This is a genomic window from Niallia alba (assembly GCF_012933555.1).
Lineage (GTDB): Bacteria > Bacillota > Bacilli > Bacillales > Cytobacillaceae > Niallia > Niallia alba.
On the sequence record NZ_JABBPK010000001.1, the window covers coordinates 473254 to 486916 of the forward strand.

General features: G+C 35.6%; 12 protein-coding genes. 11 read left to right on the top strand and 1 reads right to left on the bottom strand.

Annotation, left to right across the window (positions count from 1 at the left end; all coding sequences use genetic code 11):
• The first annotated feature begins 289 nt into the window (after positions 1–289).
• The 9 genes from HHU08_RS02435 to HHU08_RS02475 all read left to right on the top strand — a co-directional run bounded on the left by HHU08_RS02435 (position 290) and on the right by HHU08_RS02475 (position 10559).
• The gene (locus HHU08_RS02435; protein WP_169187735.1) at positions 290–889 is read left to right on the top strand and encodes a cob(I)yrinic acid a,c-diamide adenosyltransferase; all 600 of its coding nucleotides are present in this window, start codon (positions 290–292) and stop codon (positions 887–889) included.
• Positions 870–1355 (top strand): ECF transporter S component, encoded by a 486-nt coding sequence (locus HHU08_RS02440; RefSeq protein ID WP_016201259.1) that lies wholly within the window; start codon positions 870–872, stop codon positions 1353–1355. The genes HHU08_RS02435 and HHU08_RS02440 overlap by 20 nt, the downstream gene beginning before the upstream one ends.
• Positions 1352–2065 (top strand): hypothetical protein, encoded by a 714-nt coding sequence (locus tag HHU08_RS02445; protein WP_016201258.1) that lies wholly within the window; start codon positions 1352–1354, stop codon positions 2063–2065. The genes HHU08_RS02440 and HHU08_RS02445 overlap by 4 nt, the downstream gene beginning before the upstream one ends.
• Positions 2066–2295: 230 nt before the next feature.
• Entirely contained in the window at positions 2296–3369 is a 1074-nt protein-coding gene (locus HHU08_RS02450; RefSeq protein WP_016201257.1) for a D-alanine--D-alanine ligase, read from the top strand.
• Between the two features lie 113 nt (positions 3370–3482).
• Positions 3483–4844, top strand: coding sequence for a UDP-N-acetylmuramoyl-tripeptide--D-alanyl-D-alanine ligase (locus tag HHU08_RS02455; protein WP_101729031.1), 1362 nt, complete (start codon positions 3483–3485; stop codon positions 4842–4844).
• A gap of 325 nt (positions 4845–5169) precedes the next feature.
• Complete coding sequence (locus tag HHU08_RS02460) at positions 5170–5862, top strand: alpha/beta hydrolase (RefSeq protein WP_169187736.1); 693 nt, start codon at positions 5170–5172, stop codon at positions 5860–5862.
• 1072 nt (positions 5863–6934) lie between these two features.
• Positions 6935–8404, top strand: coding sequence for a DEAD/DEAH box helicase (locus HHU08_RS02465; protein WP_407939855.1), 1470 nt, complete (start codon positions 6935–6937; stop codon positions 8402–8404).
• A 255-nt stretch (positions 8405–8659) separates the two neighbouring features.
• The gene (locus HHU08_RS02470; protein ID WP_016201254.1) at positions 8660–9139 is read left to right on the top strand and encodes a PH domain-containing protein; all 480 of its coding nucleotides are present in this window, start codon (positions 8660–8662) and stop codon (positions 9137–9139) included.
• Positions 9132–10559, top strand: coding sequence for a PH domain-containing protein (locus HHU08_RS02475; protein WP_169187738.1), 1428 nt, complete (start codon positions 9132–9134; stop codon positions 10557–10559). The genes HHU08_RS02470 and HHU08_RS02475 overlap by 8 nt, the downstream gene beginning before the upstream one ends.
• A gap of 235 nt (positions 10560–10794) precedes the next feature.
• On the opposite strand, the gene HHU08_RS02480 is transcribed toward HHU08_RS02475, so the two are convergent.
• The gene (locus HHU08_RS02480; protein ID WP_016201252.1) at positions 10795–11520 is read right to left on the bottom strand and encodes a rhomboid family intramembrane serine protease; all 726 of its coding nucleotides are present in this window, start codon (positions 11518–11520) and stop codon (positions 10795–10797) included.
• A 107-nt stretch (positions 11521–11627) separates the two neighbouring features.
• On the opposite strand from HHU08_RS02480, the gene acpS reads away from it, so the two are divergent.
• Together acpS and HHU08_RS02490 are read left to right on the top strand one after the other, a co-directional pair.
• The gene (acpS, locus tag HHU08_RS02485; protein WP_016201251.1) at positions 11628–11978 is read left to right on the top strand and encodes a holo-ACP synthase; all 351 of its coding nucleotides are present in this window, start codon (positions 11628–11630) and stop codon (positions 11976–11978) included.
• A gap of 611 nt (positions 11979–12589) precedes the next feature.
• Positions 12590–13600 carry a LolA family protein gene (locus HHU08_RS02490; protein ID WP_016201249.1) on the top strand — a complete coding sequence of 337 codons (1011 nt, stop codon included), beginning with the start codon at positions 12590–12592 and terminating at the stop codon, positions 13598–13600.
• Positions 13601–13663 lie beyond the last annotated feature (63 nt).

Consider the following 13663-nt stretch of genomic DNA (forward strand, 5'->3'; position numbering starts at 1 on the left):
GTATAGGGTTTGATTTGGGGGATATAGGAAAGTTTGATATTGCAGAAGTTTTGAGCGAAAAAAGTGATTATAAGTAGGATGAAAGCCAAAAAGCATAGCCTCAAAGGGAAAAGCGGTGTTCATAAGCAGAATGAAAGCCAAAAAGCATAGCCTCAAAGAGAAAAGTGGTGTTCATAAGTAAACTGAAAGCCAAAATCCGCAGCTCAACAAGCAAAAAAGTGTCATTAACTAACATAAAGCCAATAAACCTAGCCTTACACAAAAATAAAAACGGAAAGTGGGATATCAGATGCGTATCTATACAAAAACGGGAGATAAAGGGGAAACAAGTATTATAGGAGGAAGAGTAGCAAAGGATGATATTCGAGTAGAAGCTTATGGAACGGTGGATGAATTAAATTCTTTCGTAGGATTAACAGTCGCACAATTAGACGGAGAGCAATTCGTTGATATAAAAGAAGACCTGGAAAAAATTCAGCATGAATTATTTGACTGTGGGGGAGATTTAGCGAGTGTTTCATCAAGAAGACCGCTTAAATTAACAGAAGATGCTATTTACTATTTAGAGGAGAGAATTGATGCTTTTATAGAGGAAACTCCAGATCTTGAGCGCTTTATTCTTCCTGGTGGAACAGAGGCAGCAGCAACTGTTCATATTGCACGAACAGTGACGAGAAGGGCAGAACGATTAGTTGTCACGTTAGGGAAGACAAAGGAGGATATTTCAGACTTACCGTTAAAATACTTAAATAGACTTTCAGATTACTTTTTTGCGTTAGCAAGAGTAATTAATTATAGAAGTAATGTGGCTGATGTGGAATATGTTCGTAGTGCAAAAGTATTTCGAACAAGTAAAAAGGGAGAGAAAAATGAAGGGAAAGAAGATTAATATCCTAGCCATTTTTATCGCTATATCGGTCGTTGGTGCATTTATAAAAATTCCGAGTTTTATTGGAAGTGTGGCGCTTGATAGTTTTCCAAGTTTAATTGCAGGAGTGTTTTTTGGTGGATTGGCAGGAGGCATGGTAGCGGCTTTTGGTCATCTTGTTTCAGCCCTTATAGGGGGACTTCCACTTGGAATGTTTCATTTATTTATTGCGCTTGAAATGTTTATTCTTGTTGTTATGTATACGAAAATCTATCATATGGGAAATAAAATTGTCTCTTATTTATTCTTTGTGTTAGCAAACGCAGCGATTCTTCCACTTCCATTTTTATGGCTTCTAGGAAAAGGGTTTTACATTTCAATGGTTCCAGTACTATTGATTGGTGCAGTATTAAATGGGATTATTGCACAGTTGTTAATGCCAAGACTAGAGCGTTTCAGAAGAGTATGGGGTGAGGTCAAGCAATGAGAGATGTGCAAATTGTTCCTTGGAATAAAAAAGAAGAGCTAGTTATTAGTGTAGATAATAGTGGTGGAATTGGACAAAAAGAGGGAGATATAGTTTTTGCGTCCTATGATATTGTTTCTTATTTTTCCTTTAGAGTAGCTGTAATGGAGTGCATAGCTGCAGGAGGAGTTCCCGTTTCTATTGTTTTGCAGAACTTTTGTGGAGATCCCGCTTGGCATCAGCTTGTTTCTGGTATACATAAAGGTATAAACGAACTAAATTTAAATAGTGAGATTGGAATAACGGGAAGTACCGAAAGTAACTTTTCATTACAGCAATCTGCAGTAAGTTTAACCATTATTGGAAAAAGGAAAGCAGGTTCAAGGGAGCTATCGATTTCCAATGGGAAAATAGCTGTTATTGGAAGTCCGCTTGTCGGAGAAGAAGTAATTTTACAAGGGGAAAGAGTAGTTCCATTAGCAATATTTATGCAATTGGCGAAGAATTATAATTATCGAATACAGCCTGTAGGTTCTAAAGGTATTCTTTATGAATTGGGTCAGTTAAAGGGAACACTGTTTAAGAAGGAAGAAGTGATATGCTCACTTGATCTCTTAAAATCAGCAGGACCTGCTACATGCTTTATTGTAGAGTATGAAAAAGAAGCAGAACTAAAGAGAATAGCGGGTTCCTATTTTCATGAAGTGATTATTACTCAGCGCTCTAATTAAAAAAGCGCAAGCGAGGAGAAAAATTTAAATGAATAAGCTTCATTTTAGCCCTTTTTTCATATGGTAATAAGAGTTAAAATGGAAAAGGATTATCTGGCTTTAGCACCTGTCTATTACAGGAATATGTGTTTTTGATTAAATTGTTATTTGACTTACATGTTTTATTTTTAAAGGTATGATTCTAGTGGTAGAATAAACAAGTGCATTGATTAAATGGAGGTAAACTCATAATGAAAAAGAAACTTGGATTATTATATGGCGGAAAATCTGCTGAACATAAAGTTAGTATGCAAACGGCGATGGCTGTAATTAAAGCGTTAGATACGGATAAATATGATATTCACCCGATTTACATATCTGAGAGTGGTGAATGGGTGCGTGGACCACAATTAATGGGACCAGTTGAAAATGTAAAAGAGCTTGCGTTCCATTCACATGAGCAAATTGGTTCAAATGCTCTTTCTACTACTCTTTTCCAAGCAAATGATGAGGCTACCTTAGACGTGATTTTTCCATTGCTTCACGGACCAAATGGAGAAGATGGAACAGTACAAGGATTGTTGGAACTATTAAATCTTCCTTATGTGGGGAATGGTGTTCTAGCATCTTCTGCTGGGATGGATAAAGTAATTATGAAGAATATTTTTGAAGTAGCTGGACTAAATCAAGTAAAATATAATTCTTTTATCCGCAGTGATTGGCAAAGTGATAAGGATGCAGCGTATGATCGCGTAGAAAAAGAATTAGGCTTTCCTTGTTTTGTTAAGCCGGCTAATCTTGGTTCAAGTGTAGGAATTAGTAAATGTACGACAAGAGAAGAATTAGAGACGGCTTTTATCGAGGCATTCCAATTTGACCGCAAAATAATCGTGGAAGAAGGCTTAACAGCAAGAGAAATTGAAGTAGGGGTGCTAGGAAATGATCATCCTGAAGTTTCTGTAGCTGGCGAAATTGTTCCGAAAAAAGATTTTTATGATTATAAAGCAAAATATGAAGATGGAGACACGGCTTTAATTATTCCTGCAGAAATCACGGAAATGGAGTATGCAGCTATTAAAGAAGATGCAATTAAAGCATTTAAAGCACTTGATTGTTCTGGCCTTGTCCGTGCAGATTTCTTCTTAACAAAAGAAGGAAAAGTTTACATTAATGAAGTGAATACAATGCCTGGATTTACACCATTCAGCATGTTCCCATTATTATGGAAACATACAGGTTTAGAATATGATGCTCTTATCAATAAATTAGTGGATCTTGCTGTAGAAAGACATACAGAAAAACAAAATATTAAATATACGATCTAATAGAGAGAATAAGAAAAGGAGAGGTGAGCAACAACATAGCCTCTTCTTTTGTTCCATGAAACGGAGATTTGCTCCTCTAATGATGTATAACTGTGAAAAAAGGAGGTATTTTTTTGATTAAACGTACATATGCAGAAATTGCTACAATGGCAGGTAGTGTAGAAACGTTCGAGCAATATGCGAATGTTCAAATTAATGGGATTACGATTGATTCGAGAAAAATAGAAGCAGGGCAATTATTTATCCCATTTAAAGGCGAAAGAACGGACGGACATCAATATGTGGCAGATGCAATAAAACAAGGTGCCGCTGCAGCATTTTGGCAAAAGGATGTTCCTAATCCACCAGAGAATCTACCACTTATCTTTGTTGACGATTCATTAAAGGCTATTCAAGCTCTTGCTAAAAGCTATCTTCGCCAACTGAATGTTAAGGTAGTTGGGATAACAGGGAGTAATGGAAAAACTTCTACAAAGGATATAACAACAAGTCTTCTTTCCTTAAAATATAAAGTGCAAAAAACAGAAGGTAATTATAATAATCATCTTGGTCTTCCTTTAACTGTTCTAGGTTTAGAAGAGGATACGGATATTGCGGTGCTAGAAATGGGAATGAGTGGCCGGGGAGAAATTGACTTTTTGAGCCGGCTAGCAGAACCGGATATTGCTGTTATTACGAATATCGGTGAATCTCATATGCAGGATTTAGGTTCAAGAGAAGGCATCGCAGAGGCAAAGTTAGAAATTTTAAATGGATTGAAGGATAAAGGAAGATTTATTTACTTTGGAGATGAACTACTTTTATCAAGTCGTATGAAAAATAGTAAGGTTGATACAAAAACTTTTGGAATGGATCATGCTAATGATTTATATCCGCTTGAAATCAATGCGCTAGAAAATGGCAGTGCTTTTCATATTAATAAAATAGCCGCTCCATTCCAATTGCCTGTTTTAGGAAATCATAATATTTTAAATGCGTTAGCGGCAATGCTAGTAGCAGAGTATTTTGATATTCCTTATGAAGAAATGAATAAAGGACTTCAATCGCTAAAACTTACAAATATGCGCATGGAGTTAGTTGAAGGAAAATCTGGTGTGAAAATTATTAATGATGCTTATAATGCCAGCCCTACTTCTATGCTTGCAGCTATTGATGTATTAAAGAAGCTGCCAGGCTACGACCAAAAAATTGCAGTACTTGGTGATATGCTAGAGTTAGGCGATAAAGAAGAATCTTTTCATTACCAAATGGGAGAACGTCTCGAAGATGTCGATTACGTTTTAACATATGGAAAGCTGGGTAGTTTCATTGCAGAAGGTGCAAAAACAGTCCTTCCAGCAGATCGAGTATTTGCTTTTTTTGAAAAAGAACCGTTAATAGATAAATTAGTCTCTTATCTAAATGAGGAGACAGTAGTTTTAGTTAAAGCCTCTAGAGGAATGAAGTTAGAGGAAATAGTTAAGGCTATCCAATAATAGAAAAAGCTAAGCCTTATCAGATACGCGCAAAACGTTCTCTTTATAGGTTTGGCTTTTTTTCTGGAGTAAAAAGTAAATTCTTTCAGAAGCCAAGTGACCGATTGGAAATTAACGGACATCATTTGTCCCACTCTTAACAGGTAATAAGACCCGACTGTAAGTTGCAGAAAAACGAGGACTAGGTGTTAAGTGTAACTAAACATCAGTTGGGGGAAGAGGAATAACCCGCACTGATTGAATTTTCTTTATAAGGTGAAAAAAAGAAATAATGGATAAAAATACTATTAAAGTGTAAAATGTCTCTAATAGGAGGAGAGATAAAATGACAGCTTGTTTATGTATACATGGATTTACAGGTTCTCCGATGGAGGTGGAACCACTGGCTGAATATATTCAGAAACATACGAATTGGGAATGTGCTATTCCAACTCTTCCTGGTCATGGCAGTGAATTAAGCTTAAAGGGGATTATGTATAATGAGTGGATTCAGCATGCAGAAGAAGTATTAAAGGATTTATTAAAGAGACATGAAATCGTGTATGTTGTCGGTTTTTCCATGGGTGGATTAATAGCAAGTTATTTAGCTACAAAATATCCCATAAAAAAATTGATTTTGCTGAGTGCAGCAGCCTACTATGTGAATTTTGCTCAGCTTCATCAGGACATAAGAATAATCTGTGCTGATTTTTTTAAAGGAAGAATTAGAGAAAATGAGCAATATAATCGCTATATGAACAAAATAAAAAGTACCCCGTTAGCCGCAACAATCCAGTTTAGAAAACTCGTCCAATATGTGAAACCATTATTAGCTAATATCCACGTACCAACATTAATAGCCCAAGGAGAGAAAGATGGCATCGTACCATTAAAAAGTGCAAGCTATATATATAATACTATTCGTGCTGAAAATAAGAAGATGATATGTGTAGAGGAATCTAAGCACTTAATTTGTCATTGTGAGAAAAGAGAAACGTTATTTCAAGAAATAATAACATTCCTCGAAGAAACTTCATAAGTTAAAAGTAACCACAAAAAAACGGGCGTATAGAAATAGGCTCGATTGGAAAGAGTAAAATTGGCAACGTCTGTAAACTTAGTTATAACTTTTTTCTAAAAGGAAACAGCAAAAACGAAAGATGCTTTATCCCACTCTTAACGGACAGTAAGGCTCCCCCTCAAGCTTATGAGAATACGAGGAAGATAGGTGGGAGATCAACTGTCCATAAAGGTCCGATTGGTGGTTCAACTAACTATCAGTGGGGGAGGAAGGAAAACCCCCACTGATGGAAGTTTCGCTTTATGCCAAAATGACTATGGCAAAAAAGACTTTGCAACGTTCTTTTTGTCATAAAGCGTTTACATTATAAAAATAGGGAAAACATGCATAAAACCTAGATTTTCGGATACCCAATTTATTGCAAAGCGTATTTCTTAGTGATAAGATTATTTTAAAAAGTAGGGTGACAAACTTAACATTTGGGGCATAATGTTAGGGAAGAAAAACAATCTTTGTAAACGATAAATTGGTCAAATAGAGAGAAATGATTTTTAATAAAAATTATTTAAGGTATCTGATTTTTTCTTTTAAAACGGACGATATAATAATTATTTCTTTGTATTTGGCTAACTTTTCTTACTTAGCTAATTTTGTTTAAAGCTCCGTGAAATGATCATGTTTTTTTCGAACGTGAATTTTGAAGATTCTCATATAGGAGAAATAGACATAATCACAAATTGGTAACAGAGCTATTAAAATTAAAATAAATAGAAGTCATTTGAAATTTCCTCCTATTTATAACTCGGTTGAATAGTATCTCATAACTAATAAGAATTAAATATTTGCATATACCCTCATCATTCTCCTGATAAAGGTTGTAAGGCTATTGAAACCAACAATAACTTTCATCATTTATATAATAACGACAATCGTTTCTTTTTAATTGTATGGGGAAAGGCATAATGTGATGAATACGATATGCCATTTTAATATGTTTCATTTAGAAAAATGAGGTACATACGAATGGTTGGCATGATGGAGTTAATCCATCTGCTTAAGGATATTTTTAATGACTAGAAGGAGATTGGATATATTGGTAAAGTTTCAAGATTTAGGTATTAGTCCTGCAACAATGAAATCATTAAAGAGAATGGGATTTGAAGAAGCCACACCTATTCAGGCAGAAACTATTCCATTAAGCCTTCAAAATAAAGACTTAATTGGTCAAGCACAAACAGGAACAGGGAAAACAGCTGCTTTTGGAGTGCCTTTAGTTGATAAAATTGATGTAGCGAACGAAGTAATTCAAGGGATTATAATTGCTCCGACGCGAGAACTAGCAATTCAGGTTTCAGAAGAACTATACAAAATCGGTTATGGAAAACGTACAAGAGTTTTATCTATTTTCGGAGGACAGGATATAAACCGTCAAATCCGCGCATTGAAAAAAAATCCTCATATTATAGTTGGTACTCCTGGACGTATTTTGGATCATATTAATCGCAAAACGCTTCGTTTAGATAGTGTTCAAACAGTTATCTTAGATGAAGCAGATGAAATGCTGAATATGGGATTCATTGATGATATTGAATCAATCCTTTCAAAAATTCCAGCTGAAAGACAAACGTTATTATTCTCAGCTACAATGCCAGCACCTATTAGAAAAATGGCTGAGCGCTTCATGAAGGATCCTGAAGTGGTAAAAGTGAAAGCGAAGGAAATGACAGTACCATTAATTGAACAGTATTATATTGAAACACAGGAGAAAACGAAATTTGATATTCTAACAAGATTATTGGATATTCAATCTCCAGAACTAGCAATTATTTTTGGTCGTACAAAACGTCGTGTTGATGAGCTTTCTGAAGCATTAAATCTACGTGGCTATACAGCAGAAGGAATTCATGGAGATTTAAGTCAAGCGAAACGTATGTCTGTTCTTCGTAAGTTCAAAGAAGGAACTATTGATGTATTAGTTGCAACAGATGTAGCTGCACGTGGTCTTGATATTTCTGGCGTAACGCATGTATATAATTTTGATATTCCTCAAGATCCAGAAAGTTATGTACACCGTATTGGACGTACTGGCCGCGCTGGAAAAGAAGGAGTAGCGATCACATTCATTACGTATCGTGAAAGATCTTATCTACAAGTTGTGGAAAAAACAACGAAGAGAAAAATGGAAAAGATGATTCCGCCAACAGTGGATCAAGCTATCGAAGGGCAGCAAAAAGCTGTGATTGAAAAAATATCGCAAATTGTGGATGAAAATAATTTGGATTCTTATCGAAATGTTGCAGATGAACTGCTTGAGCAAAAAGACGCTTCTACCATTGTAGCAGCAGTCCTAAAAATGCTTACAAAAGAACCAGATACAACTCCGGTTCAACTAACAGAAGAAAAGCCATTACCATCGAAACGCGATCGTAGACCATATGATAAAAATAATGATCGTGGTGGTCGCAAAAACTATAATCCACGTCAGCGTCAAGGATATGGCAGCAATAAACGCCAAGGGCAATCAAGTAATAGTTACAATAAATCAAAGTCTTACCGTTAAGTTTTGTACACAAAACCTCCATGAGAAATGCCTCATGGAGGTTTTCATTTATTCCACTCTTGATCCCTACAGCTGAGACAGGGAGAGGAAAATAACTGCCATTAAAGGTCTGATAAATGCAACTAACCCTTACTGATGGAAGTTTTCTTTTTTATTTTAATAACAGAAAGCATCGAAAAATTTGAAACCACCTTATACATTTTTCGTATATAGTTAATAGGTACATACAAAAATTCAAAAAAAGGGGAAATCTAATTGGTAACGATACCTCAAAACAGATTATCGAAAAAAGGAATAACCGTATGGCGCTTAACTGGATTAATCTCTTCTCTTATCATGATGGTTATTGGTGGAGCTTTAATTACACTCGCTATTCTTTTTGATTGGCACATACTTGTCAGTATAGGGACGATCATCTATCTGCTTTTTCATGTTGCTCTAACGATTGGTATCTTGCCACCGTTAAAGTGGAAAAGGTGGAGGTATGAAGTAAGAGGAGATGAGATTGAAATTCAGCAAGGTGTTATCGTAATAAAGCGAACACTCATCCCGATGATTAGAGTGCAGCACGTAGATATGAAGCAAGGACCGTTATTAAAAAAGTACGAGCTTGCAACGGTTTCTATTTCAACCGCAGCCACGATACATGAGATTCCTGTCCTTGAAGTGGAGGAAGCAGAGGAAATAAGACATTATATTTCTAGTAAAACGAAGGTGGCGGAAGAGGATGTTTAAGCAAAGCAGACTTCATCCAGTTTCCATAATCTACGACATCTTAAAGCGGTTAAGAGAATTTATTTTCCCGTTTATAGGAATTATTGTACTTGGAGGAAAACCTTCTGAGTGGGGATTATATACAATTTTAGGGGCATCCGTCTTACTGTTAGTCATACTCATTAGTGGATTTTTATCTTGGAATTATTTCACTTTTTATGTGGTTGATAAGGAATTACGAATTGAGTATGGCGTATTTGTAAAAAAGAAGCGCTATATCCCCTTTGAACGGATTCAAAGCATTGATTTTACTGAAGGAATTTTTCATCGACCTTTCGGATTAGTAAAAGTGAAGATAGAAACGGCAGGGACTACAGAAGCGGAAGGTGAACTTACCGCTATTTCTAAAGCGGTTGCTCAAGATTTAAAAAGATATATCATTCAAAAGAAGAATGAACAGATTGGATCAGAAGAAGTGGTAGAAGTAGTAGAACCTGTTCAACAAGAAATCTACCGTATTACGAATAAGCAATTAGCTATTTTGGCATCTACGTCGGGTGGAGTAGGAGTCATAATTTCGGCGGTTTTTGCTTTCATTTCTCAGTTTGAAGATATTATTCCATATAAAAAAATATACGAACATATTCATCAGTTCATAACAAGTGGTTTGGCGTTAATTTCAATCGTTGTTTTTGTTCTATTTGTCCTACTGTGGTTGTTTTCATTATTGATTACATTGCTGAAATATGCGAATTTTACGTTATCGAAGACGAAAGATGATTTAATTATTACACGAGGACTAATTGAGAAAAAGCAGATTACTATTCCGTTGCAACGTATTCAGGCAGTTAAAATAACGGAGGCCATGCTTAGACAGCCATTCCAATTAGTAGGTGTTTCCATTATTAGTGCAGGGGGATCTTTTAATGATCTGGAGGCTGCGAATGTGTTGGCTATTCCATTATTAAAGAAAAAGCAGTTACCGCATTTATTAAAAGAAATGGTTCCTGAATATGAATACAGTGACCAGCTTACTCCACCCCCAAAACGATCTGTTTGGAGATACATTATAAAAAATAGCTGGATAGCCCTGCCTATTATCGTTTCACTTATCTATTTTTTTCATGGATGGGGAGCATTATCGCTGTTGTTATTGTTCATTTTACCATCATGGGGGTACTGGAATTACCGCTCAGCAGGCTACCATATCTCGGGTAAACAACTAATCTTATCCTTCCGTCAATTTAATAAAACGACTTTTATGATGAGGCGCAATCGAATCCAGGCCCTTTATTACACAGAGGGATGGTGGCAAAGGAAGGGAGACCTTGCTTCTATTCAAGGTATAGTGCTTTCTGGTGCAGGAGGAGCAAATGGTGTAGTTACAGATCTTGCAAAAGAGGATGTAGAGAAAGTGTATGAATGGTATTCGCTAAGGTAAGAAAAAGGTTAGGACAATAACTAAACAGATAACCTGTAAAGACGAATAATCAATAATTTAAGTATTAAATATAGGTTGCGGATAATAGCAACAAACATGAAATGGGAACATACTTTTTAATAAAAAAAGCCCAAACAGTTATACGAAACTTTCATTAGTGATTCGTATAACTGTTTGGGTTTATCTTTGGATCGAATACTTGTGTCCCACCTTCTTTCGTAAGAAGAAAGGGAGATTACTGACTAAGAAAACCAATAATAGCAAGCCCGAAGATTACGATCCAAATAATAATTGATTTTCCTTCTGGTTTTTTTGCTTGGCGAAACTGTTGTTTTAAATAGTACCATTCTTCTTTATAACTGGATATAATGTTCTTTCCCTTTGATTCCGATAAACTTCCAATGATTAGGCCAGCTAGAAATCCAAAGATATGGGCAACAATATTTATATTTGGCTGTAAAAAGGTCATAATTAAGCTAAGTACAGCAATCGTCGTAATAATTTGGGCGTTGCTCTGTGAAATAATGTCTTTTCGAAATACAACTAGACTAATATAATAACCAAACAATCCAAATATTGCTCCACTAGAGCCTAAGTGAACATAAGTAAGTGGTTCAATGAGAAGGGTAATAAGATTCGCCGCAATACCAGTAACTAAATAAATGAGGAGAAACTTAAATTTGCCTAGTATTCTTTCGAGAGCCGGGCCGAATAAGAAAATACTAAAACTGTTAAACAGAAGATGGGCAAATCCTCCATGAATGAAAATGGGAGTGATTAATCGCCACCATTCTCCTTCTACTATATAAAGATTGACGCCGATCATTGTATCTAATAAATACTTATTCGGAAAAATAGGAAGATTGGTTAATAAATATAGTATTAGATGAATGAGTAAAATCATTGAAACGATAGGATAATAAGTAATATACTCTTTAAAGCTTTCTCTTCTGGTAAACAACTGTATTTGATACCTCCTAAATAGCTTCTTTCTACAATAATAGCCAAACAATAGGAAAAGATACAATATATTATGCTCACAATGAATAGAATAGAAGGAGTTGTCTTATGATTAAAGGCACAGGAATTGATATAACGGAAATAGAAAGGATAGAAACTTTGCTTCAAAGACAGCCGAAGTTTGCAAATCGAATTCTGACCGATAAGGAAATGGAAAAATTTCAGCAACTATCTGGCCATCGCAAAAATGAATTTTTGGCAGGAAGATTTGCGGCGAAAGAGGCATTTGCCAAGGCACTTGGTACAGGGATTGGAGCAGATTTAAGTTTTTTGGATATTGAAATAGGTTATGAGGGACAAGGAAAGCCTTTTATTTTAAAACCATTTTCTGAAGGCGTCCATTTATCTATAACCCATAGTAAGCAGTATGCTTTTGCTCAAGTCATCATTGAAGAATAAGGGAAACGAGATGAATTCATCGTTTTCCTTATTTTTTTGTTTGAGGTAAATAGAAAACTTTAATTATTAATATGAATTAGATACAAGGAGCTTGAAAGTATAATATATTGTTTTTTGATGGCTGTTTTTCTAAAAGGTTGTTGTTTTTTCAAAAGGAGAAAAGAATTAGTTGGAAAAATGGAGCAGCCGGAATACACGAAGACGCCACGGGGATTAGCGAGACAGTCTGAGACCCTGCAGGCTGAAGCAGACCGCGGCTCAGCGCAAGCCTCAAGGAAAGCGAAGTGTATTCTGGTTGCGGGTAATAGCAACAAACTTTACGAAAATAGCCCTTTTGATTTAATAATATCATCCCCGTTTATTTAAGAATGGATAAAAATTTGCCAAAGGAAGATAAATATATAGAATTCCAACAAAAAGACTTATTATTCCAAGTAGCATATTCCTGAAGGTTGTCTCATATATTCATAGAGAAATAGGAGAGACAAGTATGGTTTTCAGTTTCTAATAGAAAATTCCAAGGAATAAGAAAGAGGGATTTTTTTACTAGAAATGCTGTTTGCTTATTTTTCTCTCTTTCTACGTGAAATGAGAATAGGGGAGTTGAAAAAATGAACAAGAAGATTTGGTTGCTATTTGTAGGGCTAACGGTCATGCTTTTGTTAACTGCCTGTGGAACAAAATCGAAAGAAGATGTTCTGACTGATTTAAAAGAAAAGGTCGAGACAAAGGGGTATAAAGCAGACGCCGAAATGACTCTCAAAATGGGAACAGAGCCACAAACTTACGAAGTGGAGGTCTGGCATAAAGACCCAGATTTTTATCGAGTAAATCTAAAGAATTCAGCAAAGAATCAGAGCCAAATGATTTTGAAAAATGAAGAAGGCGTGTATGTTTTAACACCAGCTTTAAACAAAAGCTTTAAGTTTCAAAGCGAGTGGCCAGAAAATAGTAGTCAGGCTTATCTCTATGAGTCTTTAGTGAAAGATATTGAAGAAGATAAAGATGTGAAATTTTCTGCTACTGATAAGTATTATGTGTTTGAAACAAAAACACGCTATCAGAATAACAAAATGCTTCCAACACAAGAAATTACTTTTAGCAAAAAAGATCTTTCGCCTGTAAGTGTAAAGGTTAAGGATGTAGAGGGAGTAGCTCTTGTTACAGTTAAATTCTCCAATGTGAAATTTGACGTATCCTTTGATAAGAAGGATTTTGATTTACAAAAAAGTATGACAGCGGCTAAGATGGTTATTCCAGTTATGGGAGAAGTCGAAGATAAAAACTTTACTGTTAAATATCCGGAAGAACCGTTAGAAGGAGTTAGCTTAGTAGAAGAGAAAAAAATGGCTTCGGAAAACGGAAATCGTGTGATTTTGACATATGATGGGGAAAAGTCCTATACGATTATTCAAGAAAAAGCAGTGGTAGCACCAGCTACAGCAGGACCAATTGTTAGTAAGGGAGATCCCGTGGATTTAGGATTTACCATTGGGGAAGTAACAGATTCTAAAGTATCTTGGACGTTTGAAGGCGTTGATTATACTATTGCATCGACTGATTTAACTCGTGATGAACTAGTTACAGTTGCACGCTCTGTACAAGGAGAAGCAATAAAATAAGCATTTGTTAACAGCTTCTATTTTAGAGGCTGTTTTTTTGTTGTTTTTTCAACATTCTGAGTT

Bases quoted from the DNA above. Each gene is read 5' to 3' on its own strand.
- HHU08_RS02440 (WP_016201259.1), top strand. From the start codon at position 870: ATGAAGGGAAAGAAGATTAATATCCTAGCCATTTTTATCGCTATATCG.
- HHU08_RS02460 (WP_169187736.1), top strand. From the start codon at position 5,170: ATGACAGCTTGTTTATGTATACATGGATTTACAGGTTCTCCGATGGAG.
- HHU08_RS02435 (WP_169187735.1), top strand. From the start codon at position 290: ATGCGTATCTATACAAAAACGGGAGATAAAGGGGAAACAAGTATTATA.
- HHU08_RS02445 (WP_016201258.1), top strand. From the start codon at position 1,352: ATGAGAGATGTGCAAATTGTTCCTTGGAATAAAAAAGAAGAGCTAGTT.
- HHU08_RS02450 (WP_016201257.1), top strand. From the start codon at position 2,296: ATGAAAAAGAAACTTGGATTATTATATGGCGGAAAATCTGCTGAACAT.
- acpS (WP_016201251.1), top strand. From the start codon at position 11,628: ATGATTAAAGGCACAGGAATTGATATAACGGAAATAGAAAGGATAGAA.
- HHU08_RS02490 (WP_016201249.1), top strand. From the start codon at position 12,590: ATGAACAAGAAGATTTGGTTGCTATTTGTAGGGCTAACGGTCATGCTT.
- HHU08_RS02475 (WP_169187738.1), top strand. From the start codon at position 9,132: ATGTTTAAGCAAAGCAGACTTCATCCAGTTTCCATAATCTACGACATC.